Below are 16,937 nucleotides of genomic sequence, written 5' to 3' on the forward strand. Positions count from 1 at the left end.
AGTGTAACTCCGGTCGGGCTACGCCCTCCCTTCGTCACACCCCCGCCGCCGAGTCTCATCCTGATTGACGCTGAATCTCACCTTGATTGCCGCCGCGCAGTGGTCGGCAACGGAGAGAAGACGTTCTTTTGCCGGCTGAACGTCGCTTCTGCCTATGTCAACAAGAAGGAGATGGTGAGCTTCACCGCAAGCGGCCGCATGCTCAAGATCGACCGTGCGACCTACGACGGCGCGCTCGGCGGACCGGACCCGAACAAGCCTTACCTGAAGGATCTGCAGGCGGGCCGGGTCAAGCCCGCCGATGTCGGCGGCTGTTCGCCACTGCGTTGAGCCGGTCCAGTCAGCACGCGTCGCCAGGCGCGGCTAAAGCATGTCGACAGCCCGTTGTTCACGACACCCGCCTACGAACCCAAATCCCCTTCGCGCAGCCGTGATTAGCGGGTAGTGGCTCGAACTTGCGACAAGGGGCAGAGTCCGGTCGTACGCGTGCCGGGAGCGCCTTAAGGAGCGCTCTGCATCATAAGGGATCGCCAGTATCTTAGCGGAAGTGATCCGTCGCTTTTCTTCTCTGATATCCCTGCAAACGAAAACGGCCCCGTCGCAAGACGGGGCCGTTTTGATTGTTTCTATCCGGGCTCGCTTAGCTGAAGCGACCGGCGGCGTGGGCGAGCATCGTATAGACCTTGCCGGTATCCGACGTCAGGTAGGTCTGGGTGATGCGCTTGTCCGGGTCGTTGCGGGCGACATCTGCGAGCAGCTTCTCGAAATCTGCGATGTAGCGATCGACAGCGGTGCGGAATTCCGGCTCGCGGTCGTACTTGCGCTTGATCTCGTCGAAGGTCTGCTGGCCCTTCAGCGTGTAGAGGCGACGCGTAAAGACGTCGCGCTCGCCGCGCTGGTAGCGGCGCCACAGATCGACCGACGCATCATGATCGATGGCGCGGGCGATATCGACCGAAAGCGAGTTCAGCGATTCAACCACGTGGCGCGGGTTGCGGCTGTCGCCGGCCCGTGCCGTCGGCTGAGCCTCGGCCGGACGCTGCGGCGCGGGCGAGGGTGCTTCTTCGCGCGACGCCGCACGGAGCAGGTCACGCATCCAGCCACCACCTTCGGCGACCTCGTTGCTCACAGCCTGCGTCGGCGCCGGCTGGCGAACGGCGGGCTGCTCGATACCGAGGCTGCCGCGCAGCGCCGGTGCCGGTTCCTGACGGCGCGGCTGCTCGATGACGGGCTGCTGCGCTACAGGCTGCTGTGCCACCGGCTGGGGCTGCGGCTGTGCGACCGGTTGCGGCTGCGGGGCTGCCTGCTGCTGCACCGGACGGGCGACCGGAGCGGCGGCCGGCTGCTGGCGCAGCGGCTGGGCCACTTCGAGCTGCGTCGAGGACTTGCCGATGATGTCGGACAGTTCCTGCAGCGCCTTGATCTGCTCGCCGACGGCACGGCGCATGACGGCCGCATTTTCCTTGGCTTCTTCCGGCAGGTCGAAGGCGCCGCGCTTCAGCTCTTCGCGGGTCATGTCGAGTTCCTTGCGGATCTCGCCAGCCGAGCGACGGATCTCGTCAGTCGCGCCGCTGAAGCGGCCGATCGCCTCGTCGATTGCGACGCGAACGGCGTCACGCAGCTGGTCTGCGACGCCATCGGACTTCTTGCCGCTTTCGGCAAGCATGCGCTCGATGTCGGACACCGAGGCCGCAACGCTGCCGCGCAGACGCGAGGCGACTTCCTTGGAGCGCTCCTCGGCATTGGCAAAGGCACCCTCGATCGAGGCACCGGCATCTTCACCGACCTTGGCGATCGCCTGGCGAAGGGCTTCCGATGCGCCGAGCGCACGGCCTTCGACGGAGGAGAGCGTCTTGTTGACGTCGGCAAACGAGGTCTCGACGCCCGAGCGAAGCGTGTTGGCGATCTGGCGCGAACGCTCTTCGGCACGGCTGAAGACCTGCTCGACCGAGGCGCCGGCTTCGTCACCGGCCTGGGCGAGCGTGTTGCGCATCGATTCAGCAGCTTCCGCCGCGCGCTGTTCGGCGCTCGTCAGCAGGCGACCGACATCGGCGAAGGACTGCTGGATGCCGCTGCGCAGGTTTCCGGCAACGTGGCCCGAGCGTTCTTCGGCCCGCTGGAAGGCGCCGTCGACGAAGCCTTCGAGCGCACGCATCGTGCGTTCGATCTCTTCCGAGCGCTGGACGAGGCCGACCGACAGGGTGCGAAGCGCATCCTGGCGTTCCTCGAGCGTGCTGACGAGGTTCGACTGGGCCGCGCCGAGCAGGTCGGAGGCCTGGCCGAGAACGCGCGAGTGGTCTTCGAACCGGCCGACAATGCCGCCGATCTGCGACAGGGTCGAGGCGGAGATATCGGAGAGCTTGTCGACCTTGCCTTCGATGAGGCGGGTGGAGGTCGACAGCATGTCGGAGGCCTGACGGGTCGATTCCGACACGCGGGCGATCGTCGATTCCAGACGCTGGTCCATTTCGCCGAGGTTGCTGCTCGCCTGGTCGATGACCGTGGCAATGGCCGCATTGTTGTTGGCGAGCTGGTCGATCAGGCCAAGGGCGGTCGACTGCAGACGGTTTTCGACCATCTTCATCGCCTTTGCCGTCTCTTCGGCGCGGTAGGAGATCGCGTTCAGCGTCTCGCCCGTGCGCTCGGCGATGGCGTTGACGAGGGCGGCGTTTTCCGCACGCAGGCGGTCGGCGCTTTCCTGTGTCACCGCAGCGATGCGCTCGGCTGCCTCGCGGCCGGTGGCGGCATACTGGTCGATGACAGGGCGTGCCTGCTCGTCGATCAGGCGCGAGAGCTCCATCGAGCGGCCGGCGAGCATCGAGTTGAGTTCGCGGGTGCGCTCGTCGAGCGTGGTGCGGATTGCTTCGCCACGGGCTTCCAGCGCCTTCTCCGTATTGCTGAGGCCCTGGTGGATGTTGTCGGCGTGGTTGGCGATCTGGCTGTGCGTTGCGGCCAGCCGTGCGCTTGCGGTGTCGGCCGCGTCGGCGATCGAGCGGGCAAGCTCGGCATGACGTGCAGCGGTCGCTGCCGCCTTCTGCTCGATCGAGTTGGCAAGCTCGGCGTGGCGCGCGGCGGTGGCGGCTGCCGTCTGGTCGATCGTGTTGGCGAAGTCTGCCTGGCGAGCGGCAAGTGCGGAGGCGAAATCGTCGCCTGCCTTCGACAGCAGCCCGGCCGAGCGGACAGCTTCCGCGTCGATTTCCTGAGCTGCACCGCTGATGGCGCCGCGCAGGCTGTTCACAAGGCCGGCGGCCTTGTCTTCCATGCGCAGTGCCTCTGCGTCGAGTTCCTGGGCGACGTCGCCAACGGCGCTGCGAAGCGTGTTGACGAGGCCGGCAGCCTTGTCTTCCATGCGCAGCGTTTCTGCGTCGAGTTCCTGCGCGACATCGCCAACGGCGCTGCGGAGCGTGTTTGCGAGACCGGCTGCCTTGTCTTCCAGGCGCACGGCTTCGGCATCGAAGTCCTCAGCCACGCCGCCGACTGCGCTGCGCAGATTGGCGACGATGTCGGACGTCTTGCCTTCCAGGCGATTGGCTTCAGCGTCGATATCCTGCGTTGCCTCGTGAACGGCGCCGCGCAGGCTGGTGACCAGAACGGCCGCCTTGCCCTCGATCGTGCGGTTGACGTTATCTAGGCCGATGTTGAGGGCACGATCCATGGTGCCGAGGCGTTCGGCGATGCGTTCCGCACCGGACTCGATGGCGCCGGTGATCCGGGTTGCCGCAACTTCGCTCATGCGGTCGATGTCGCCAGCGCGGTCACCAAGGCTGTCGGCGATCCGCTGTCCGGCGCCGTCGACGATCTGGTTGACGCTGCCGACGCTGTCGCGGACCCGATCTTCCAGCGAGCTGAGGCTGACTTCCAGGCGCAGGCCGGTATCGTCGACCAGGGTGTTGACGTCGTTGACGCTGCCGCGGATGCGGTCCTGAAGGACGCCGAGGCTGTTTTCGATCAGTGCACCGGTCTCGCCGACGATCGCGTTGACGCCGCTGACGCTGCCACGGATACGGTCTTCGAGCGCGCTGAGGCCACCTTCGACACGGGCCGCCGCATCATCAACGACGGAGCCGACATTGGTGACGCTGCCGCGAATGCGGTTTTCGAGGGCACCGAGATTGCTCTCGATCCGTGCGCCGGTGTCGTCGACCACGGCGCCGACATTGCCGACGGTGCCACGAATACGGTCTTCGAGGACGCCAACGCGGGTCTCGAGATGCATGCCGGTTTCGTCGACGATCGAGCTGATGTTGCCGGCGCTCTCGCGCATGCGCTCTTCGAGTGCGCCGAGGCTGGTTTCAACGCGCATGCCGGTATCGTCAAGGCGATCGTTGAGGCCGTTGATCGACAGGTCAACGCGGTTGGTGAGGCTGTCGGCCGCCAGGCTGATCTGGTTGGCGGTTTCGGCCAGGCGCTCGGCAATATGGCCCGTGGTCGAGCGCATACGGCTGTCGAGCACTTCGCCGCTGCGGTCGATGGCGCCGGCGAGTGCCGACTGGCGTTCTTCGAGCGACATTTCCAGCATGCCGGCGCTGGTGGCGAGCGTCGTGGCGATCGCGGTCGACTGATCGGCAAGCATGCCTTCGAGCTGCTCGCGGCCCTGGCCGACGGCAAGGTTGATGGCGTTGATGCGGTCGTCGAGCGTGACGCGGATCTGCTCGTGCGTGGACGAGAGCGTATCGCGCAGGTGCTCGGCGCGGCCGCTCAGCGTCTCCTCGATTTCCGCTGCCTTTCCGGCAAGCGACGCGGTCGCTTCGGTGGTGCGCGCCGTCAGCGCATCGGCGATGTGCGCGCTGGTCTCGGTCAGCGTATCGGAGATCTTGCTGACACGGCCGCTCAGATCCTCGGCGATGCGGGCACTCGTCTGGGTGAGCGTATCGGAGATCAGGCTGACGCGGCCGCCGAGGTTTTCTGCGATCGTGTTGACGCTCTCGGAGAGCTTCTGCTCGATATCACCGACACGGTCGGTCATGGTTTCGGCGACGGCGGTTGCCCGGAAGGTCAGGCTGTCGGCCACGTCTTCGGCGTGACGGCTCAGCGTATTGGCCATCTCGTTGGCACGCGACGACATCGTCGAGGTGATGGCGGCGGCGCGCTCGGCGAGTACGCCGTCAAGCGCCGTCGTCTGGTTGGTGAGCGCGTCGGAGATCGCTTCGCCGCGTTCGGAAAGAACGCGCTCCAGCCGGTCGGCCGTGCCGCTGACGGCGGTGTCGATCGAGTCTGCGCCCATGGAGAGGATCGTCGAAAGCGCGAGCGTGCGTTCCGACAGGGTGTTATCGAGGCGGTGCTGGCTGGCAGCGATCGCGCTGGTGATCTCGTCGGTCGAGCCGTGCAGGGTCTGCTCGATGCGGGCGTGCGCGGCCTGCAGGCCGTCGACGAAGGCAGCGGTACGGCTGTCGAGACCTTCGGTCAGGCGCTGTTCGCTCGTCGTCAGTGCGCTCGAAAGTGCGTCCGCACGCTGGCCGAAGCCGTTTTCGATGCGGTCCTGTGCCTGGGTGAGGGCACCCATGAGGCCGCTGGTCTTTTCGGAGAGCACGCTGTCGATGCGGGTGTGCGCATCGCCGATCATGTTGCCGAGTTCCGTGGTACGGCTCGCAATCGTCTCTTCGATGAAGTCCTGGGTCGCGCCGAGCGTGGTCGCAAGCGTCAGCGACTGGTCGGAAAGGGCCGAGCCGATCTTCTCGATGCTGCTGTCGAGTGCGCCGCCGATCGCTTCCGAACCGCCGGAGACGGTCTCGTTGATGCGGTGCAGGCTTTCCATGAGCTTGGTGTCGAGCAGGCTCGCACGCTTGTCGAAGGCGGAGGCAAACTCGTGGAACCGCTCGTCGAAGGCGGTTGCGAGCTGGCCGACGGTCGTCTGCAGCTTCTCTTCAAAGAAGCCGCCGCGAAGGTCGAGGTCCATGATCGCGTCGTCGGCGCTGGAGCGCAGGCTCTGGCGGAAGCTCGCGCCCTTTTCGTCGAGCGTGGCGTTGAGCGAGGCGAGCACGTGGTCGAGGCCACCGGTGATGGCGTGCTGGCCGACGCTCAGGCTTTCGTTGAGGTCGCGGGTGCGGGCGATCAGTGTTTCGTTGAGCTGGCGGGCGCGTTCGTTGAGCGCCGCATTCAGCTTCTCGGTGCTGGCGTCAAGCGAGGAGGCGCGCGTTTCGAACTGGCTGAGCAGGTCTTCGCCGCGCTTCGTCAGCGTGTCGCTGAGCTGGTCAAGCCGGGTGTCAAATTCAGTGCTGAGACCGAGGCCGGCAGCGGTCAGGCCCGAAAGCAGCGCATCGGTGCGGGTCGTCAGCATGCTGCCGATCGACTGCAAGGCGCCGTCCGATTTCTCGCTGAGGGCAGCCGCGCGGGTGTCGATCAGCGAGGCAAAGGCTTCGCCCGAAATTGCAATGCGCGAAGCGATGTCTTCGCTCGCCTGTTCCAGGTCGTCCTTCAGCTTGCCATGCGCACCGGAGATGGCCGAACGGATACGCTCCGAATGGCCGATGATGGCTTCGCGCTCAAGCCCGAGTTCCTGCACCAGGGTGCGCACGCGCAGTTCGTTTTCGCTGTAGCTGCGTTCGAGCGCGTTGACCTCGGAATGAACCAGCGTTTCGAGTTCGGTGGCGCGGGCAATCGTGCGTTCGATGCCTTCGTTCATCGCCGAGACTTCGCGACGGACGGCCTGGCCGACCGTCATGACGCGATCGGCAGCAGCCGTTTCCGGCTCGGCAAGGCGCAGGGCGACTTCCGCCATCGAGCGCGCTGCGTTGCGCAGTTCCTGCGCGCGGGCGATCATGATGGCAAAGGAGAAGAAGAGCATGATCGGCAGCACGATGCCGATCGCGACGCCGACGGCGCCAGGGGTGGCGGCAAGGTCGCTCAGCGAACGGATCTGCCAGATCTGCGGCCCGTAAAGAAGGTTGGCGACACCGAGGCCGGCAACCGCCCAGATGACGGACACCAGCGCAGCAACGCGGATCGCGGCGCGATTGGAGCGCACGTCGAGCGCACGCAGCATCGCAGCCGGCGAACGGCGACCATCGTCGTTGGCGGCGGAAAGGGACGGGGACTTGGGCGCAGGTTCCGGAGCGAGCGTCTTGGCCGCTTCTGCAGCACGCGCCCCGCGGGACTGTTCCGGCTGGGGCCGTGCTTTCTTATTCTGATCGGGCGTCGCCGCCTGATTGGTGGGCTGAGACACATTTTCCTCCGGATCATCCAAGGAAGTCTTGTCATTCGGGCTCGATGCAAGCTCGTCGAAATCAATCTTCAGGGCAGCTTCCAGAGCCTGGAACGCCTTTTCGTCGATCGACTCATTGCTCTTTTTCGTCGCCATAGGGATACGCCTCATTACCTTTTGCCCAGAACGGAAAGCGCCTCTGGCCCGTTAGCGGGCAGGGTCTCTTCCTCATGGGCGGTGACGGCAAGATACGCGCATCGGATCTACGCAATACCCTACTGATCACCCACTGCATTGCCTCGACGGATAGTCGCATTTGTGGCCGAATGGGACCACGCGTCGAGCTTATCCACCGGAACGGTTGCCATTTTCGTACGCGGGTCCGTTCCTAAGCGTATCGTAGTGACACATTAGCTGGGTTCTTACAATTAAGAGCGCTTGGGGTTGATTAAAATCCTAATGAAATCTTAATGCAATGCAGGTCTAAAAGCCGGAAAAGATAAGGAAATCAGAGAGTTTAACGGACGTTAACCATTTTCCCAAAATACTGCCTATATTGCGCCCGGGATTTGAGCCAATAGGTGCCGGAGCCCGCCGAAGATGGAAGTCTGAACAGTGCGGGCGGCGGCACCGCTCCCGATGAAGCGATGCCGGAAACAGGCCAACATCAAACAAACAATAGGGAAATTGGCTCATGGCGGCCCTCAGGATTGCCTTTGAAGCCCCGGATAGTCCGGGAAACTCTTCTGCGTCAGGCAAAAAGCCGATCGACTTTGCTCACCTCGCCGTCCAGACGATGGGTGACAAGGCGCTCGAAATCGAAGTGCTGCAACTCTTTGCGCGCCAGGCGCGCCAGGTCTTGAAGGAAATCGCCGAAGGCGAGGGCACGCCCCGTGCCCAGGCAGCCCACCGGCTAAAGGGCGCAGCCCTTGCTGTTGGTGCCGTCGACGTTGCAAGCGTTGCCGGCGCGATCGAACACAATCCGGCCGAAGCCTCGCTCTGCGACCAGCTCGCATCGGCCGTGCTCGAAGCCGAGCTCTTCATTCTGAAGCTCTGCCGCTAGCGGCTCCCGAGCAGACAGGGGGCCTAACCGACCCCTGTCTGTCGCACGATGCCCGCGCCTCGCATAGAGGGCGCCGTGCCGGCAGCCATTGCTACCGGCGCGATCTGCGGCGACGCACAGAATGACGGCCGTTGTTGACTGGCCGGCCGATTTGTTGGAAGAACTTTCCCTGAATTTGCGCCCGCGGGGTTCTTTTCTCAACAGGCCTTGCGCCCGGCCAATCCACCAGTTCATTCCGGAAAGAGACATGACAAAACTTACGATCGTTGCCTTTGATGGCGCGCGCCACGAACTTGATGTCGAGAACGGCTCGACGGTCATGGAAAACGCCGTTCGCAATTCGGTTCCCGGCATCGAAGCGGAATGCGGCGGAGCCTGCGCCTGTGCGACCTGTCATGTCTATGTCGACGATGCCTGGGCTCAGACCGTCGGCGCTCCGGAAGCCATGGAAGAAGACATGCTGGACTTTGCCTACGACGTCCGGCCGACGTCGCGGCTTTCCTGTCAGATCAAGATGAGCGATGCGCTCGACGGTCTCGTCGTGCACGTGCCGGAGCGCCAGGCCTAACGCCTGCGTCCCACGCCCCTTCCTTCAGGCCTCCGCACAAAAAAAGCGCCTCGCCGGTCGTTGGACAAGCGAGGCGAGGAGGGCGCATCGCATACAGATGAGGGAGGGAACATCTGCTGCACCAAGACACGCCAGGAGAACCCGTTCCGGCTCCGCTGTTCGATTTCTTCTTTTTCTTTTCAAGTGAACAACGTTGCGCAATTCAAAGTAAAGGCAACATCTAAGCTTTTCGCGCCGCAATCGCGTCGCGCATAACCTATTCAATTTGTGGGGCTAGTCTTTGTCCCGGCCCCTCTCTCATTGGTTTGAATATAGATGAGTCGCCGGCCGGCAGCCATCGTTATATTTCACCAATAAAATACTGTGGGTATTGCCGCTGAAATGGCCCGAGCCGTGACTATAGTCAGGCTCTTCTTCTGGGTTCCGGCTTTGCTATCTACTGTTGCGCTTTCTTCAGCGTCTCCAGCCTGTATTGCAGAAGACGGATCATGCGCTTGTCGAAGTTGGCGGCTTCGGTGCGGTCGAAGCGAGCCTGATCCTTGTCATGCGCCTCTATCGCGGTTGCGCTGACGCGGGCAACGCTTTCCTGCATCTCTTCGCACGTGTCCTGCGGCTTCAACGCCAGGAACATCTTCTCCATCCGCCGCGCGTGATTGCGGGCGATTTCCGCGTGGCGCTCCTCGTGGCGTTTGATGTCGCTCGACAGTGTGTCCCACACGAGGGCGAGGTCGCGTCCGGCCTGGCGGCGATACTTCCATTTGGGCAGAATGATGCGCGTGTTGAGAGTGACGCGGGCCGAGCCGACGGCGCAGCGTCCGTTGCGGCTGACATAGGTGATCGAGCCGCCGAACTTGATGCGGGTCGCGCCCGGATGCCGTGCGCCGGTCGATTTCATCATCGGGCCGCTGGCCGAGAGTGCCTTGTCCAGTTCTTCCGCAGTCCGGCCGCCGATCGAAAAATAGGAGAAGCTCTTGTTCACCACGGTTTCGCCCGAGGCCGTGCCAAGCGGGGCGGCAACCAGGAGAGCAAGAAGGGCGACTTTGAACGGGACGCGTACTCGGGACATCAATGCGTGGTTCTCTTCGGTTGAACTTCGATCAAGCTTGGGGCATAGCCAGCGCCGGCGCAACAGCAAAACGATGGCTCCCGGCCGTATGCGGATGGTGAGGGAAAATGACTTACAATCCATTTCAGAAATTTAGCTGGAAGCTGGCGCATGGACGCAGCCTCGAACTGGGGCCGCGTGGCGTTTTGATGGCGATCGTCAATGTTACCCCGGATTCTTTTTCCGATGGCGGCCGTTTTATCGATGCCGTTGCCGCGGTGGCGCAAGGGATGCGCTGCCTGGAGGAGGGCGCCTTGATCCTCGATATCGGCGGTGAATCCACACGCCCCGATGCGGCGCCCGTCAGCGCCGAGGAAGAACAGGCGCGGATCCTGCCTGTCATCGCAGCGCTTGCCCGTGATACCGATGCGCTGATTTCCGTCGACACTTACAGAGCCTCGACCGCCCAGCTTGCGGTCGACGCCGGCGCGCATATCGTCAACGATGTGCACGGCCTTCAGCGCGAACCCGACATTGCCACTGTCGCCGCCAAGAGCGGCGCTGGCATCTGCGTCATGCATACGGGCCGGGGCCGTGAAAAACTCGCAGACGTGATCGCCGATCAGTTTCATTTTCTCGACCGGTCGCTCGAGATCGCGGCAGCTGCCGGCGTGGAGCGGGATCGCATCATTCTCGATCCGGGCTTCGGCTTCGCCAAGGACACGGATGAGAACCTGGAATTGATGGCGCGCTTCGCAGAGTTGCACCGTTTCGAGCTGCCATTCCTGGTCGGAACGTCGCGCAAGCGCTTCGTCGGCGCGGTCAGCGGCCGAGAGGCGGCCGATCGCGACATGGCGACGGCCGCGACAACGGCGCTTTTGCGCGTTGCCGGCGCCTCAATTTTCCGCGTACACGATGTCGCAAACAGCAAGGATGCACTGGCGATGGCGGATGCTATGCTGCACGCCAGAGCGAGGTGAGATTTTCTCGTCCGCATTCCGCCTGAACCTGTGACTACCAATCACGCGCATGACTGCTGAGCGGCTCGACCGCGCAATCATGGCGATCCAAGAAAGCCGATGGGACTGAGAAGCATGAGCGCGACCTATATCATCACCCTCAAGAACTGCGCCTTCTTCGCGCGCCACGGCGTCTTCGACGAGGAGGAGCTTCTTGGTCAGCGCTTCTTCGTCGATGCCGAGCTCGAAGTCGAACAGGGAACGGCGCTGGTCGACGACTCGATCGAAGACACCGTGCATTACGGCATCGCCTTCCAGGAGATCGAGCGCATCGTCACCGGCCGCCGCCGCTATCTGATCGAGGCGCTGGCGCTGGAAGTGGCCAAGACGCTCTGCGTGCGCTTCCCGCAGATCAAGCGCGCCAAGGTGTCGATCCGTAAGCCGAATGCGCCGGTTCCGGGTGTGCTCGATTATGTCGAAGTGACGGTCGAGCATGTCGTCTGAGGTGAGCTGGCGGGCAGCGACACTCGGGCTTGGCGGCAATCTCGGCGATCCCCGCAAGGCGATGGCCGAAGCGCTTCGCCTGCTCGATGCCCGCGACGACTGCGTGATCAAGGCCGTCTCGCGCCTTTATCGCACGCCGCCCTGGGGCAAGACGGACCAGGCCTGGTTCTACAATGCCTGCGCCAAGGTCGACACGACGCTCGAGCCCGAAGCCCTGCTCGACGCCTGCCTTGATATCGAACGGTCGATGAAGAGGGTTCGCGACGAGCGCTGGGGGCCGCGCACGCTCGACATCGATGTGCTGACCTTCGAGGGCGTGGCGCAAGCGGGCGGGCGGCTGGAGTTGCCGCATCCGAGGATGACCGAGCGCGGTTTCGTACTGATGCCGCTTGCCGATTTCGCCGCCGACATGGCTGTTGGCGGCCGTCCGGTCGGCGACTGGCTGCAGCAGGCTGACGTCGCAGGCATCGAGGTTGCGGATGGTGACGTGAGCTGGTGGCGCGCAGGCGCCTGAACAGGACCGCAACGTAATCCACAGACGACAAAGCCCCGGTCGATGCCGGGGCTTTGACGTTTAATCGGGTGTTGAACGTTACTTGATGGAGCCGACAGCGATCGCGTCGATCTGGCGGTTGAGGCTGACGCCGATGACCGGCACCATCGTTTCTTCGACCTTGACCGAAATGGTGATGTTCATCGTCTGGTCGTCCTGCAGACGGGCGATCATGGCGCCATTCAGCTTCTTGCGATTGATGCCGACGACGACCTTGTCCTTGGCGACGTTGCCGGAAATGATATCCAGGCCCTTGCCCTCGGCGCCGTCGAGAAACTTGCCGGTATAGGTGTTGCCCTTCTGTGTGATCAGCGCCGACATCGGCTGCTTGAACACGCCGACGCGGCAGAAGCCGTCGAGCTTGATGCCGGTGTCATCGCCAGCAACCGGTTCGCCCGAGAGATCGCAGGTGAACTTGGTGCCCTTGTACTTGCCCGCGACGATCTCGCCCGGGCCCTTCCACTGGCCCGCGACCTTCTCGAAAAAGACCTTGTCCTTGGCGCCGGAAAAAGCCGGTGTCGCAAGGCCGACGGTGGCTGCAAGCGCGAAGGCGGCAGCGCCGCGAGCGATCAAAGAAGGGCGCGAGAACATAAACGATCCTTGATGGGTCAACGTCCGAAACTGAAAGCCACATTTGCGCGCAAATGGTTAACGGACGGTTTCTGCGCGGTGCGCGGCGCGGCTTCTTTGTGGCCGAAAAGCGGATTGACCACAGCATTTTTGGCTTAGGAAATACAGTGGGTTGGCGGATTTCGGCGAGCATTGTGCGGGGACATGAAACTTGCCCCAATCGCGCTACGTATAACCATGGGAAACGGGAGATTTCCATGGTTATAGCAGGACATGATTCCGAATCGACCGCGTCAAACGCACAGCAGAGCCTGGCGATATCGCGGCACCGGCTGACAACCCGGCTTACCCATTGGGGATGGGCCGGCGCGCTGTTCTTTCTGTTTCTCAGCGGCCTGCAGATCTTCAACGCGCACCCGGCACTCTATGTCGGGCAGCAGTCGGGTTTTGCCTTCGACAACAGCATCCTGTCGATTGGACCTGTTCGCGAGCGAAGCGGCGAGGTTCGCGGCCTGACGACAGTCTTGGGGCTGAGCGTTGACACCACCGGTGTCCTGGGCGTCAGCGGGCCGGAACAGGAGCGGGCCTATCGGGCTTTTCCGGCCTGGTTGACCTTGCCGTCCTACCAGGACCTCGCCACCGGCCGCGTCGTGCACTTCTTCTTCGCCTGGATGTTTGCCGTCGTCTATTCCATCTGGCTGGTCGCAAGCACGATCAACGGTCACCTGCGGCGGGACATTCTTCCCGCTTTGGCCGACATCCGCGCCTTGCCCGCGACCTTCATCGCGCATCTGCGGTTGCGCTTCGAACATGACGGGCGTTACAACAGCTTGCAGAAACTCTCCTACGGCATTGTTCTCCTGGTCTTTTTTCCTCTCATGATCGCGACAGGGCTGACGATGTCGCCGGGCATGGACGCCGGCTGGCCCTGGCTGGTTCAACTCTTTGGCGGCAGGCAGACGGCCCGCACGATCCATTTCGTCGTGATGCTGCTGCTCGTCGGCTTCTTCACTGTGCACATCGCCATGGTTTTTGCCGCTGGTCCAATCAACGAGATGCGGTCGATGATTACTGGGCGTTATCGCATCAGGCGTTCGGTGGACCGGGGAGGAAGGACATGAGCGCGTTCGTCCTCAGTCGCCGGCGCTTCCTGGCGGCGGCGGGGGCGACGGCCTCGTCGTTGCCGCTTGCCGGGTGCGACGCGCTCGATGGCCTCGTTGGCAACGGCAGTCGCGTGCGCGACTTTCTCGCATCCGCCAACAGCATTACTTACCGAGCACAGCGGCTGCTGGTGCCGGCTGATCGGCTGGCGCCGGAATTTGCCGAGAGCGAGATCCGGCAGGGGCAACGACCGAACGGCTCCACCGACCCGGGTGATGCGACCTATCTCGCGCTGAAGCAGGACGCCTTTGCCGGATACCGGCTTCGTGTTTCCGGCCTGGTCGAGCGACCGCTTCACCTGACGCTTGCAGAACTGCGAAACATGCCGTCGCGCACCCAGATCACTCGACACGACTGTGTCGAGGGCTGGAGCTGCATCGCCAAGTGGAGCGGCGTTGCCCTTACTCGCGTCCTCGATGAAGCCCGGGTGAAGCCCGAGGCGCGTTACGTGGTCTTTCATTGCTTCGACAGCATGCCGCTCGGCCTTGGCGGCTCGGTCGCCTATTACGAATCGATCGATATGCTCGATGCGCATCACCCGCAAACGATCCTCGCTTATGGCCTGAACGGCGCGGCTTTGCCGGTCGCTAACGGTGCTCCACTGCGCGTCCGGGTCGAACGCCAGCTGGGTTACAAGATGGCGAAATACATCAAGGCGATCGAAGTCGTTGCCGATCTCGCGCCCTTCGGTCGAGGGCGCGGCGGCTATTGGGAAGATCTCGGCTACGACTGGTATGCGGGGATCTAGTTTTGCTACCGCGCTATTTCTCGCCGCTTTCGCCAATCACGCGTCCGGCGCCGGGGCTGAGGTCGGCGAGAAAATCACCGATCCCGGGACGCTTCAGCGCGCGAAACGGCATCGGGCGGCAAAGGTCCATCGCGGCGATGCCGATGCGTGCGGTCATCAGGCCATTGATGACGCCTTCGCCCAGGCGCGCCGAGAGCTTCGAAGCCAGCCCGTGGCCGAGCACCTGCTGGATCAGGCTGTCGCCGGCGGCGATCGAGCCGGTGACGGCCAGATGAGCGATGACGTCACGCATCAGCCGCAGCAGACCGAGCGTGCCGGGGCGACCGCCGTAAAGTTCGGCCATGGCGCGGATCAGGCGGGCAGATTCGTAGAGGACGTAGCCGAGGTCGACGAGCGCCCGCGGGCTGACCGCCGTGACGATCGACACGCGCTTGGAAGCCGCGAGAATGAGGCGCCGCGCCTCGCGGTCGAGTGGGCTGAGCAGCTCGCGCTCGGTGAGTTCGATCACGTGCGGACCGTCGATGATCTCGCCTTCGCTTTCCTTCAGCCGTGTGCGCCCGCGCGCCGTCCGCGGATTGCTGGCCAGCAGATGGACGAGCTTTGCCTGCGCCGCGCGCGCGGGTTTCGCACTGGCCGAAGCGGCCGCCGCTTCCGTTTCCGCTTTCAGCTTCTGGATCGCCGTGAGCTGCATTAGCCCCGAAAATTCGCGGCCAACGACGATCAGCAGCGCCAGCAGTCCGATCGCGACGACGGCAAGTGCGGCGTAACCGAGCCAATCGGCACGCGCGAAGAGATCGCGAAGCAGGCGGTCGACCCAGAGGCCGGCAGCCAGTGACAGGATGATGCCGAGTGCGCCGGTCGCGATCTTGCCAACTGACAGGCGGCGCTTGCGAGGACTTGCTTCGGGCAAGGCGAGGGCCTCCACCGCAAGCGTGGTCTCACGGAAAGGGTCTTCCGCATCGGGTGTCAGCACCACATTGTCGTCGAAACTTGCGGGCGCGCGCCGCGCGCGCAGCTGCGGACGGGCCTCGGCGGGCTTGTCTTCGCCAACTGAAAAGGCGCCGGGACGGCGGCTGCGACCGTTGCTGTCGTCACTCATGCGAGCCGGTCTCCGAACAGGAATTGCATGGCCCGGTCGAGGCGGATATGCGGCACCGACAGTTTCAAGCCGCCGCCGGTTTCCTCAAGATGTGGCGGGCGGAAGCGAACAAAGCTGAGTTCCGGCAGCGGTTGAGCGCTTTCGAGATAGGTCGTCGCGCCGGACCGGGTCTCCATCGTCTTGAAAAGAACTTCAGGATCTTCCGGCAAGTCACCGGGAAATATCGCTGTTTTCCTTTCTCCATCGAAGATTTCGCCGTTGATCTTCTCGCCGGCGATCGGGGTGCCGACGATGACCGGCAGCGCATGGCCGTCGTGGTTGACGGTCGCTTCGCGGGTGGCCCGGACCGATGCGAGCGCCATGACCTCGAGGCCGGCGCCGCTCAATCCGATGCTTTCGGCGGCGCGATCGACGAGGCGCGCGGCGATGCGCTCCAGCCGGTCGTGGCTTTCGTGATGCAGGTGATCCGCCTTGGTTGCTGCGATCAGCACCTTGTCGATCCGTCGCGTCAGCAAGGACGAGAGCCAGCTGTTGGTCCCCGGACGGAAGCAGGCAAGTACGTCGGCCAACGCCTGCTCGAGATCGAGCAGCGCCTCCGGGCCGTTGTTGATCGCCTGCAGGGCATCGACGAGCACGATCTGCCGGTCCAGGCGCGCGAAATGCTCGCGAAAGAACGGGCTGACGACATGTTTCTTATAGGCTTCGTAGCGCCGCTCCATCATGGCCCAGAGCGAACCCTTTGGTGCGCGGCCCTCGGGTAGGTCCGGAAGCGGCGAAAAGGTGAGCGCCGGCGAACCTTCGAGGTCGCCCGGCATCAGGAAACGTCCAGGCGGCAGGGTCGAGGGCGAGCGTTCGTCCGCCTTGCAGGCCTTGAGATAGCCGGTGAAGCTCTCGGCGAGCCGGCGGGCGCTGCTTTCGTCGGCGGTCGCCGTCGAGCCAGCCGACGACGCAAGCGTCAGCCATTCGGCCGACAACTTCGCACGGCCAGGTGCACGGGCGCGCGCCACCGAATTGTTGCTGAACTCGCGGAAGTCCTGCGCGAGCAGGGGCAGGTCGAGCAGCCATTCGCCGGGATAGTCGACGATGTCGAGCGACAGCCGGCCCGGCGAGAACAGCCGGTTCCAGCCGCTGGCGCTCTCATATTCAAGGGTGATGCGCAGCTGCGAGATGGCGCGCGTGGAGTCTGGCCAGATGCGATCGCGCACCAGGGCTGCGATATGATCTTCATACTGGAAACGCGGCACGGCATCGTCGGGCTGCGGCTCGAGCCTGACCTTCGAGACCCGGCCCGAACGCACCGCCTCGAACACCGGCAGGCGCCCGCCGTTCAGCAGATTGTGCACCAGGGACGAGATGAAGACGGTCTTTCCCGAACGGGACAGGCCGGTGACGCCGAGCCGGATCGAGGGATTGACGAGGCCGGAGGCGCGGTCGGTGAGGTTGTCGAGCGCGATCAGCGCGTCGTCTTTGAAGCTGGTCAGGTTAGGCGCCAAGTCTTGGTCTTTCTTGCGGCGTGTTTCCCGGGG

At 63.8% G+C, this 16,937-nt stretch carries 13 protein-coding genes; 8 read left to right on the top strand and 5 right to left on the bottom strand.

Going from position 1 to position 16,937, the window contains the following annotated elements; genetic code table 11:
• Positions 1-57: 57 nt before the first annotated feature.
• Positions 58-330: a hypothetical protein gene (locus ASD01_RS15290; RefSeq protein ID WP_244495245.1), complete on the top strand. Its 273-nt coding sequence runs from the start codon at positions 58-60 to the stop codon at positions 328-330.
• 310 nt (positions 331-640) lie between these two features.
• On the opposite strand, the gene ASD01_RS15295 is transcribed toward ASD01_RS15290, so the two are convergent.
• Positions 641-7,297, bottom strand: coding sequence for an apolipoprotein A-IV repeat region-like domain-containing protein (locus ASD01_RS15295; protein WP_034794624.1), 6,657 nt, complete (start codon positions 7,295-7,297; stop codon positions 641-643).
• A gap of 538 nt (positions 7,298-7,835) precedes the next feature.
• On the opposite strand from ASD01_RS15295, the gene ASD01_RS15300 reads away from it, so the two are divergent.
• Entirely contained in the window at positions 7,836-8,204 is a 369-nt protein-coding gene (locus ASD01_RS15300) for an Hpt domain-containing protein (protein WP_034794621.1), read from the top strand.
• Positions 8,205-8,451: 247 nt separating this feature from the next.
• Complete coding sequence (locus ASD01_RS15305) at positions 8,452-8,772, top strand: 2Fe-2S iron-sulfur cluster-binding protein (RefSeq protein WP_034794619.1); 321 nt, start codon at positions 8,452-8,454, stop codon at positions 8,770-8,772.
• A gap of 436 nt (positions 8,773-9,208) precedes the next feature.
• Here the strand turns inward: ASD01_RS15305 and ASD01_RS15310 are convergent, their stop codons facing one another.
• On the bottom strand, positions 9,209-9,838 hold the full coding sequence (locus tag ASD01_RS15310; RefSeq protein ID WP_034794616.1) for a DUF922 domain-containing Zn-dependent protease: 630 nt from the start codon (positions 9,836-9,838) through the stop codon (positions 9,209-9,211).
• Between the two features lie 107 nt (positions 9,839-9,945).
• On the opposite strand from ASD01_RS15310, the gene folP reads away from it, so the two are divergent.
• The 3 genes from folP (at position 9,946) to folK (ending at position 11,794) form a co-directional block, all read left to right on the top strand.
• Positions 9,946-10,797, top strand: a complete 852-nt coding sequence (gene folP, locus ASD01_RS15315; RefSeq protein ID WP_034794612.1) for a dihydropteroate synthase — start codon at positions 9,946-9,948, stop codon at positions 10,795-10,797.
• Positions 10,798-10,911: 114 nt separating this feature from the next.
• Positions 10,912-11,280 (top strand): dihydroneopterin aldolase, encoded by a 369-nt coding sequence (gene folB, locus ASD01_RS15320; protein ID WP_034794609.1) that lies wholly within the window; start codon positions 10,912-10,914, stop codon positions 11,278-11,280.
• Positions 11,270-11,794 carry a 2-amino-4-hydroxy-6-hydroxymethyldihydropteridine diphosphokinase gene (gene folK / locus ASD01_RS15325; protein ID WP_034794607.1) on the top strand — a complete coding sequence of 175 codons (525 nt, stop codon included), beginning with the start codon at positions 11,270-11,272 and terminating at the stop codon, positions 11,792-11,794. Before folB ends, folK begins: the two co-directional genes overlap by 11 nt.
• 78 nt (positions 11,795-11,872) lie before the next feature.
• Here folK and ASD01_RS15330 read toward each other — a convergent pair whose 3' ends face one another.
• Positions 11,873-12,424, bottom strand: a complete 552-nt coding sequence (locus ASD01_RS15330) for a hypothetical protein (RefSeq protein WP_034794604.1) — start codon at positions 12,422-12,424, stop codon at positions 11,873-11,875.
• Positions 12,425-12,660: 236 nt separating this feature from the next.
• On the opposite strand from ASD01_RS15330, the gene ASD01_RS15335 reads away from it, so the two are divergent.
• Both ASD01_RS15335 and ASD01_RS15340 read left to right on the top strand, forming a co-directional pair.
• Positions 12,661-13,524 (top strand): cytochrome b/b6 domain-containing protein, encoded by an 864-nt coding sequence (locus ASD01_RS15335; protein WP_051659311.1) that lies wholly within the window; start codon positions 12,661-12,663, stop codon positions 13,522-13,524.
• Complete coding sequence (locus tag ASD01_RS15340; protein ID WP_034794601.1) at positions 13,521-14,312, top strand: molybdopterin-binding protein; 792 nt, start codon at positions 13,521-13,523, stop codon at positions 14,310-14,312. Before ASD01_RS15335 ends, ASD01_RS15340 begins: the two co-directional genes overlap by 4 nt.
• Positions 14,313-14,325: 13 nt before the next feature.
• Here ASD01_RS15340 and ASD01_RS15345 read toward each other — a convergent pair whose 3' ends face one another.
• Positions 14,326-15,411, bottom strand: a complete 1,086-nt coding sequence (locus ASD01_RS15345; protein ID WP_034794598.1) for a YcjF family protein — start codon at positions 15,409-15,411, stop codon at positions 14,326-14,328.
• Positions 15,408-16,904, bottom strand: coding sequence for a YcjX family GTP-binding protein (locus ASD01_RS15350; RefSeq protein WP_034794595.1), 1,497 nt, complete (start codon positions 16,902-16,904; stop codon positions 15,408-15,410). The genes ASD01_RS15345 and ASD01_RS15350 overlap by 4 nt, the downstream gene beginning before the upstream one ends.
• Positions 16,905-16,937: the final 33 nt, after the last annotated feature.

It is taken from the genome of Ensifer sp. Root423, from assembly GCF_001426275.1.
Lineage (GTDB): Bacteria > Pseudomonadota > Alphaproteobacteria > Rhizobiales > Rhizobiaceae > Ensifer > Ensifer adhaerens.

What these genes read in the sequence shown, in the direction of transcription:
- ASD01_RS15345 (WP_034794598.1), bottom strand. Translation starts at nt 15,411, where the DNA reads ATGAGTGACGACAGCAACGGTCGCAGCCGCCGTCCCGGCGCCTTTTCA.
- folB (WP_034794609.1), top strand. Translation starts at nt 10,912, where the DNA reads ATGAGCGCGACCTATATCATCACCCTCAAGAACTGCGCCTTCTTCGCG.
- ASD01_RS15335 (WP_051659311.1), top strand. Translation starts at nt 12,661, where the DNA reads ATGGTTATAGCAGGACATGATTCCGAATCGACCGCGTCAAACGCACAG.
- ASD01_RS15330 (WP_034794604.1), bottom strand. Translation starts at nt 12,424, where the DNA reads ATGTTCTCGCGCCCTTCTTTGATCGCTCGCGGCGCTGCCGCCTTCGCG.
- folK (WP_034794607.1), top strand. Translation starts at nt 11,270, where the DNA reads ATGTCGTCTGAGGTGAGCTGGCGGGCAGCGACACTCGGGCTTGGCGGC.
- folP (WP_034794612.1), top strand. Translation starts at nt 9,946, where the DNA reads ATGACTTACAATCCATTTCAGAAATTTAGCTGGAAGCTGGCGCATGGA.
- ASD01_RS15295 (WP_034794624.1), bottom strand. Translation starts at nt 7,297, where the DNA reads ATGGCGACGAAAAAGAGCAATGAGTCGATCGACGAAAAGGCGTTCCAG.
- ASD01_RS15340 (WP_034794601.1), top strand. Translation starts at nt 13,521, where the DNA reads ATGAGCGCGTTCGTCCTCAGTCGCCGGCGCTTCCTGGCGGCGGCGGGG.
- ASD01_RS15300 (WP_034794621.1), top strand. Translation starts at nt 7,836, where the DNA reads ATGGCGGCCCTCAGGATTGCCTTTGAAGCCCCGGATAGTCCGGGAAAC.
- ASD01_RS15305 (WP_034794619.1), top strand. Translation starts at nt 8,452, where the DNA reads ATGACAAAACTTACGATCGTTGCCTTTGATGGCGCGCGCCACGAACTT.
- ASD01_RS15310 (WP_034794616.1), bottom strand. Translation starts at nt 9,838, where the DNA reads ATGTCCCGAGTACGCGTCCCGTTCAAAGTCGCCCTTCTTGCTCTCCTG.